We start from the raw sequence: 6,101 nt of genomic DNA, 5'->3' as shown, positions 1-6,101 counted from the left end.
TGACATAACGAGCCCCACCGTTATGTCACGCCCTTTCAGGGCTGGGCCGAATAAACAACGCTAACCCAGGGCGTTGCCCTGGGCTGGTATGTCGCGCCCCTTTGGGGCTTGAGCGGGCGCAAGATTAGGCGGAATAAGGTAGTAGGTGTCCTTGGAGATCTCCAGCGTGCCCAGGTCGATCCGGGCGAGCAGCGAAGCCGGCAGGTAGTGCCGCAGGAAGTCCTGGGCGATCTCGCGGCGGCCGAAGCTTTCGCGAAAGAAGGCGTCGTGGGGTGTTGCGATGTCGTCCATGGCGTCAGAGGCTAGTGGCTTTCGGCGTTGGAGGCAAGCGGACCTGACTGAGCACGCACTGAATGCAGTGGGCATCGACCTGATCTGGAGGCGGGATCCAACGTGGATATCGGCGTCGGGGTTTGTCCCGAGGCCCCCGAGTATGTCCGCGATGCCTTCCTGAAACCGCAAGAACTGCGGGGTACGGTGCCGCGCGGTTCGGATGGCCCTCGTTTGGCGACTATACTCCGCGCTGGCTCCCGGGTGTCGTGGTCGCTGGCGTGTCGTCCGCTCACTCTCCCTATCACGACCGGTCCGCCGGTCAGGACAGATTCATGGCCCTCAAGGCAACCGTGTTCAAGGCCCAGGTGCAGATCAGTGATATGGACCGTCACTACTATGAGAGCCACAGTCTCACCATCGCCCGTCACCCCTCCGAGACCGATGACCGGATGATGGTCCGGCTGTTCGCCTTCTGTCTCTATGCGGACCCGCGCCTCACCTTCACCAAGGGGGTGAGTGCGGACGACGAGCCGGATCTCTGGCAGCACAGCCTGAGCGGGGAGATCGAGCGCTGGATCGAGCTCGGCCAGCCCGACGAGCGGCGCATCCGCAAGGCGTGCGGGCGCGCCCGGGAGGTCGTCGTCATCAACTATGGCGGGCGGGCGTCCGATCTGTGGTGGGAACAGAACGGGGAGGGGCTGCGGCGTCTGCGCAATCTCAGGGTCTGGGCGCTCACCACTGCGGAGGTCCGTGCCCTGGCCGATCTGGCCGAGCGCTCCATGGAGCTGCAATGCACCATCGATGGCGGCCAGGTCTGGTTTGGTACCGACCAGGTCACCGTCGACGTCACCCCGATTGACCGCCTGGCCTGAAGTGACCCCGTAGGAGCGGCCCCCGGCCGCGACGAATCGACCCGAGCACCCGCGGTCAGCGCTCCCCCAGCCCCGCAAGCCGGCTGGCCGCCGCCGCATCGCCGGCCGCGGCGGCCTTGCGCAGCCAATCAATGGCGTCGCGGTAGACGGGGCCGACGTTGGTCTCGCCCAGGAGCAACTCACCGTAACGGCGTTGTGCGTGAGGGATGCCCGCCTGCGCGGCGCGCTCGTACCACACCATCGCGCTGTCCGGTTTGGGCTCGGCGAAGCAGGGGGACGGTTGCGGGTCGACTGAGTCATACCGTCGCGCCAAGCCGTCCGCGAAGGCCGCGTCGCGGCTCGCGGCCTCAATGAAGAGCCGGATGGCGGCCTCGCAGTCGCCTGCCTGGTCGGCCTGCGCGGCGCGTTGGAACAGGTCTGCCGGGGCGAGCTGCTGCCGCTTGAGGTCATCGGCGAGCGCCTTGCCAGTGGCAGGCATCTGGTCGGGTGGCGGTGAGTTGGGTAGCGTCGGCTGGATGGGCTTCTGTGTTGTGTACCACCAGGTCAGGGCAATGAGGCAGATGACGCACAAGGCCAACACCATCCAACGCGCGCCGGTCCAGTGGTGGGCGGGCTTCCGGTGTGGCATTGCCGTGTTGGTCGTCAATGTGGCCCGGGCGGCGGTCGCCGGGGCCACATCTTTGGACCCTGGAAGTCGTTGCTGCACCGGGTCGCGGTCGGGCGGCCTCGGGGCGCCTGGCGCCGGTTCGGGCGCGGCCTTCGGTGCAGCGTCTGCGACTGGCTCCGGCGCAACCGCTGGTGCCGGCTCCAGGCCGCGGACCCTCAGCGTCCCGACGTCCGAGAAATCGCGCCGCCGCAGATGCATGCGCAGCGGCTCGCGGGCGGCACCTAGAATCCCCGCGGTGAGTGCCGCACCCGTCCCGAACCGACTCGCCGCGTCGTCGCCGTCCAGGCGGGGACACGGAAACCAACTGGCGGTCGCGTCCCACAGTCCGTGCATCGTGAGATAGTGCTCATCGGCGAGTCGCTGGACCGCCACCAGGACCTCGGGGCCGACCTCTGGCAGACCGCGGACGTACAGGGTCCCCCGGTCCGCCGCCGTGGTCTCGAATTCAATCTGTAATGGCATGGTGGGCGCGCGTCACGGGTGCCACCAGCAGATCGCAACCCGGGCAAGCGCTGGGGTGCGTGCCCGGACGGCGTTGCGGGGTTGGGGTCGGTGCAGTCATGGCGTCAGCGGGCCTCCGTCTGCTCCTCGCCATGGGAGCGCAAAGACTCGTAGAGCTGTGCCGGCCCGAGCAGGATGTCCCTGAGTCCGGTGCGCACCCGTTCGGAGTCGAGCGCCTGCTTGCTCATGGTTCCGTGAGCGGCGAAGGCGTCGATGATCGCGTTCATCAGGGCGGTGCTGAGATCCGGCGAGGTCGCGAACTGCTCCTTGGTGTTGTTCCTGGCCTGTTGGATCAGGGTCTCGGACTCCAGGAGCTTGCCCTTCAAGACGTTATTCACATAGACCAGCTTGTCGTCGTCGGTCAGTGCGCCCTCGAAGAGGTCATTGACCGCGGCGATGATCTCGGCCAGGCGCGCCCGCTCCTGCTCCCGCACCTCCCCGCTGCCGGGGTCCGTCATCGGCGTGAGCCGTTCGCCGCCAGTGAGCGGCAGGTGCCGCCGGCCTTGCGCGTGGAGCCCATGGTGGGTGAGCTTGAGCTTCGACAAATCCACCCCTTCGCGCGCCCGTCCGAAATCCAAGAGCGGCAGCAGGCGCTTATAGAAGATCGCCCGCTTCTCGATGGCGGTGTTGCCGTAGTCGAAGATTTGGGAGAGGAAGGCATAGACACGCAGAAAGACCCCCAGATTGCGCTTGAACAGGATCAGCGCGTTCATCGCGTCCTGGGCCGCCTGTCCCGCGGCGGCATCCGTCCTGGCCCGGGCGGCGTCCAACGCCAGCAGTTGCGCCTTGAAGCGCTTGAGCAGTCGGTCCGCCACCGGCTCCAGTGCGGCGGACAGTTGCGCCTGGGTCGCCCTGGGGTTCAGTTCCACGGTCACCACGCGCTCGACCTCGAAGTCATCGTAATAGCCGGCGGCATCCAGCCGGGCGCGCAGGTCGTAGACCAGATTGGGGTCGGTCACGCCCGCGAGTGTCGCGGTTTCATAATAGGGCTTGAAGGCCGCAAGGATGTCGTCCGGTTCGTTGACGAAATCGAGGATGTAGGTCGTGTCCTTGCCCGGGTGCGCCCGGTTGAGGCGTGAGAGGGTCTGCACCGCCTGGATGCCGGCCAGGCGCTTGTCCACATACATGCCGCACAGCAGCGGCTGGTCGAAGCCGGTCTGGAACTTGTTGGCCACCAGCAGCAGGTGATACTCGTCGGTGGCGAAGGCCTCGCGCAGATCCCGCCCCCGCAGCGCCGGGTTCAGGGTCAGGCTGCGCTCGGTGAAGGGGTCGGGTCCGGACTCCGGGTCCGACACCTCGCCGGAGAAGGCGACCAGTGCGCCGATCGCATAGTCCTGGTCGCGGATGTACTTGGTCGTCGCGCGCTGCCAGCGCACCGCCTCCACCCGGCTGCCGACCACTACCATCGCCTTGGCCTGGCCGGCAATGAGCGGGGCGACGGTCTCCCGGAAATGCTCCACCACCACCGCCACCTTCTGCGCGATGTTATAGGGATGCAGCCGCACCCAGCGGAGCACTCCCTTCAGCGCCTCGTCGCGGACCACATCCTGCTCGCTCAATTCCTGCTCCCCGCCCGGACCGAGCATGGCGAGCCGGAAGGCGAGCTTGTAGGGCGTGTAGTTGCGCAGCACGTCGAGGATGAAGCCCTCCTCGATCGCCTGACGCATCGAATAGACGTGGAAGGCGGCCGGCAGGTTGTCAGGTCCGGGCGGCCGCAGCGGCTCGGGTCGCCGGCCGAACAGCTCCAGCGTCTTGGCCTTGGGGGTGGCGGTGAAGGCGATATAGGTGATGCCGGACTCCTTGGCGCCTGAACCCGATCCGGCGCGGGCCGTCATCTGGGCCGCCAGCAGGTCCTCGGTGCCGACCTCCCCGCCGTCCGCCAGTTCCGCCAGCTCCTGCGCGGACAAGACCTCCCGCAGCCTGGCCGCCGCCTCCCCGGTCTGGGAGCTGTGGGCCTCGTCGGCGATCACGGCGAAGCGCTTGCCCTGGGTCGCCGCCAGCTCCCGCACCGCCTGGATGGCGCGGGGGAAGGTCTGGATGGTGCAGACGACGATCTTCTTACCCCCCGCCAAGGCCCGCGCCAGCTCGCCGCTCTTGCTGCCGCTGTCCCGGGTGATGACCGCCACCACCCCCGCGGTGCGCTCGAAGTCGAAGATCGCCTCCGCAAGCTGGTCGTCCAGCACCGTGCGGTCGGAGACCACCAGCACCGTATCGAAGAGCTTGCGATCGTCCGCATCGTGCAGGTCCGCCAGAAAGTGCGCGGCCCAGGCGATGGAGTTGGTCTTGCCGGACCCGGCCGAGTGCTGGACCAGGTACAGGCCCCCTGGACCCTCCGCCAACACCGATGCCAGAAGCTTGCGGGTCGCGTCGAGCTGATGGAAGCGCGGGAAGATGACGTTGCCGATCCGCTGCTTGCGGTCGCGCTGGGCGACCAGATAGCGGCCCAGGACCTCCAGCCAACTCTCGCGCTCCCAGACGGACTCCCACAGATAGGCGGTCCGGTGCCCGCTCGGGTTCGGCGGATTGCCGGCCCCGCCCGCATCGCCGCGGTCGAAGGGCAGGAAGCTGGTCCCCGGACCCTGGAGCCGGGTCGTCATGGCGACCCGCGAATTGCTGATCGCAAAGTGGACCAGGGCACCGCTCGGGAAGGCGAGCAGGGGTTCCGGGTGGCCCTGGCCCTTGGGATGGGGGTGCCGGTCGAAGCGGTACTGATCCACCGCGTCCTCCACGGACTGGGTGAAATCGGTCTTCAGTTCCGCGGTCGCAACCGGCAGGCCATTGAGAAAGAGCGTCAGGTCCAGGCTGCCCTCATGGTGCAGCGAGTAATGCACCTGGCGCACCACCCGCAGCCGGTTGCCGCGGTAACGCGCCTCCAGGGCCGGGTTCATGGCCAGCGCCGGCCTGAATTGGGCCAATTGCAACGGCTTGCGCAGGCCCAGCAGTTCCACCCCGTGCCGCAGCAGGTCCAGGGTACCGCGGTCATCGAGCTGCTTGCGGATGCGGTCCAGGAGGACGGCCTCGGTGGCCGCGCCGTGGGTCTTGGTTAACGACTCCCAGGCGGCCGGCTGGGTCTCCTCGATCCAGGCGATCAGGTCCGGCGGGAACAATGCGTGGGCACGGTCATAACGCTGTGCATCCCCTGGTTCGTAGAGCCAGCCGTGGGCCGCCAGGTGGGCGCAGACGTCGTCCTCGAAGGCGATTTCCTGGTGGGGGCTCATGGTTCGATGGATTGATCACGCGAGTTGAAAACTAAACCGAGACTCATTCCTGGCGACTCGGCGGAAAGGGCCGCCTCTATGTGGTCCATGTGAGCCTCGGCCGACTCCTCGACGAAGCGCTCCGCGGCCAGGTCCGCCCGCGTCTGCGCCAAGGCCGCTTCCAGCTCGCACTCGCGCAGATAGTGGTAGTGCGCCAGGTCCATGACCACGAACCGGCCCTCGCCCCGGGCTCTGATGAGCGCCTCAGGCTGATCGGCCAGGGCCGTCTCGATCGCGGCAATGCCTTGGGTCTTCAAATCCTCAGCACTGATGCTGATCATGATCGCCTCTTGGGCTCAGAAATCATCGTGCGTTTCATCATGCGGAAAAAGATACGAAACAGCAAGGTGGCCGAGGTGCGCCGCTCTGCCGCCTACTTGGTCAATCCGCGTACGTCGATCTTGCCGGTACCGGCTGCGGACGCAGCTCGGTTTGGCCTCAATCATCGTTGCGGTCACGATGGTTCCTGTAGGGTGCGGTGAGGAACGAACCGCACCATCCGCCCGCGGTGCGGTTCGTTCCTCACCGCAC

5 protein-coding genes are annotated in these 6,101 nt (G+C 67.1%); 1 reads left to right on the top strand and 4 read right to left on the bottom strand.

Annotation, left to right across the window (positions count from 1 at the left end):
* Positions 1-60: 60 nt before the first annotated feature.
* Positions 61-291 (bottom strand): Rpn family recombination-promoting nuclease/putative transposase, encoded by a 231-nt coding sequence (locus QZY44_RS13650; RefSeq protein WP_295447099.1) that lies wholly within the window; start codon positions 289-291, stop codon positions 61-63.
* Positions 292-605: 314 nt separating this feature from the next.
* Between QZY44_RS13650 and QZY44_RS13645 the strand changes: the two genes are divergently transcribed.
* The gene (locus QZY44_RS13645) at positions 606-1,145 is read left to right on the top strand and encodes a YaeQ family protein (RefSeq protein WP_295447097.1); all 540 of its coding nucleotides are present in this window, start codon (positions 606-608) and stop codon (positions 1,143-1,145) included.
* A 55-nt stretch (positions 1,146-1,200) separates the two neighbouring features.
* On the opposite strand, the gene QZY44_RS13640 is transcribed toward QZY44_RS13645, so the two are convergent.
* The 3 genes from QZY44_RS13640 to QZY44_RS13630 all read right to left on the bottom strand — a co-directional run bounded on the left by QZY44_RS13640 (position 1,201) and on the right by QZY44_RS13630 (position 5,851).
* Positions 1,201-2,274, bottom strand: coding sequence for a hypothetical protein (locus QZY44_RS13640; RefSeq protein WP_295447095.1), 1,074 nt, complete (start codon positions 2,272-2,274; stop codon positions 1,201-1,203).
* A 104-nt stretch (positions 2,275-2,378) separates the two neighbouring features.
* Positions 2,379-5,531, bottom strand: a complete 3,153-nt coding sequence (locus QZY44_RS13635; RefSeq protein ID WP_295447093.1) for a type I restriction endonuclease — start codon at positions 5,529-5,531, stop codon at positions 2,379-2,381.
* On the bottom strand, positions 5,528-5,851 hold the full coding sequence (locus QZY44_RS13630) for a hypothetical protein (RefSeq protein WP_295447091.1): 324 nt from the start codon (positions 5,849-5,851) through the stop codon (positions 5,528-5,530). The genes QZY44_RS13635 and QZY44_RS13630 overlap by 4 nt, the downstream gene beginning before the upstream one ends.
* Positions 5,852-6,101 lie beyond the last annotated feature (250 nt).

Origin of the sequence: uncultured Thiodictyon sp. (genome assembly GCA_903837595.1) — a bacterium.
Taxonomy (GTDB): domain Bacteria; phylum Pseudomonadota; class Gammaproteobacteria; order Chromatiales; family Chromatiaceae; genus Thiodictyon.
This window is presented reverse-complemented; position numbering and strand designations above follow the sequence as displayed.